The 1,038-nt window shown below is 33.9% G+C and carries 2 protein-coding genes; both read left to right on the top strand.

Translation table 11 applies throughout. The features are described 5' to 3' along the window. Positions 1-315, top strand: a 315-nt coding sequence (locus QI30_RS19530; protein ID WP_304999929.1) for a JAB domain-containing protein, incomplete at its 5' end; no start/stop codon positions are given. A gap of 337 nt (positions 316-652) precedes the next feature. Further along, positions 653-1,036 carry a hypothetical protein gene (locus QI30_RS19525; protein ID WP_126992128.1) on the top strand — a complete coding sequence of 128 codons (384 nt, stop codon included), beginning with the start codon at positions 653-655 and terminating at the stop codon, positions 1,034-1,036. The last annotated feature ends 2 nt before the right edge of the window (positions 1,037-1,038 follow it).

Genomic DNA, 1,038 nt, shown 5'->3' with positions numbered 1-1,038 from the left:
GATAGAGAAATCTTTTTAGTCGCTTGTTTATCAACCAAAAATCAAATTCAATCTTTGCACCGTTGTCATATCGGTTCTTTAAATGCAAGCATCGTAACACCACGTGAAGTGTTTAAAACAGCATTCTTACAAAATGCGGCTTCGATAATTGTTGGGCATAATCATCCTTCTGGAAATTGTACACCAAGCCCCGAGGATATTGATGTTACCGAGCGTTTAAAGGAGGCAGGTGAGCTCTTAGGTGTGGAACTTCTCGACCATTTAATCGTCTGCGAAAATAACTTCCTATCATTAAAAGAAAAAGGATATATGTAATATTGAAAAGGCGCACACTTTGTGCGTCTCTTTTCAATTTATATGAGACAGGGTAAGGGATTGTAAGTGAAAAATCGCGTCGCCTTGTGTGCAAGGCGACGAAATAGGATGTGATCAACATGGAGCAACATACATTTAATAAAGATTTCCTTGGCGAAAATTTGAAAAATCTAAGGAACTATTGTGGATTTAAAACATTTGAAGTCGCTTACTTTTTGAATTTATCATTGTATACTTGTTTTAGGGTGGAATTAATTGTAATATGAAAAACATTGATACAACAATTACATTTATACCCATAAGAAATTTTGATTTTGGGTGAATTAAGGAGAGAGCTATGCGATTTGTTGTTAAAGAATTCGAAGTTTCATTAGTAGGGGATCATTCCGAAAGAACAATTGCTATAGGGATAGAAGATGAGTTTGGGATGGTATTCCCCTCTCCGCTTACCAATTTTATTAAAAGTGAATACTATATGAAAGGAAAATCATTAAGTTCTCAAAAGAATGTTGCTTATGCTATTACAAGATTTTTTAACTATGTTTATAAAAATATTAGTATGCCCTTTTATACTAGCTTGAAGGTGAAGGGACTAAAAGGTATAAAGTTGGAGCATGCTGCAGCATATATAACGGAACTGTCTCTGCAAACTAGAGCGAAGATAAAATCTAGCCATTATGTAAAAACAGATTTAGATTATATTAACAATTTTTTTCATTGACT

Origin of the sequence: Candidatus Kurthia intestinigallinarum (assembly GCF_003991225.1) — a bacterium.
Taxonomy (GTDB): Bacteria; Bacillota; Bacilli; order Bacillales_A; family Planococcaceae; genus Kurthia; species Kurthia populi.
The sequence above is the reverse complement of the archived record's forward strand: the minus strand, read 5'-3'. Positions and strand labels throughout refer to the sequence as shown.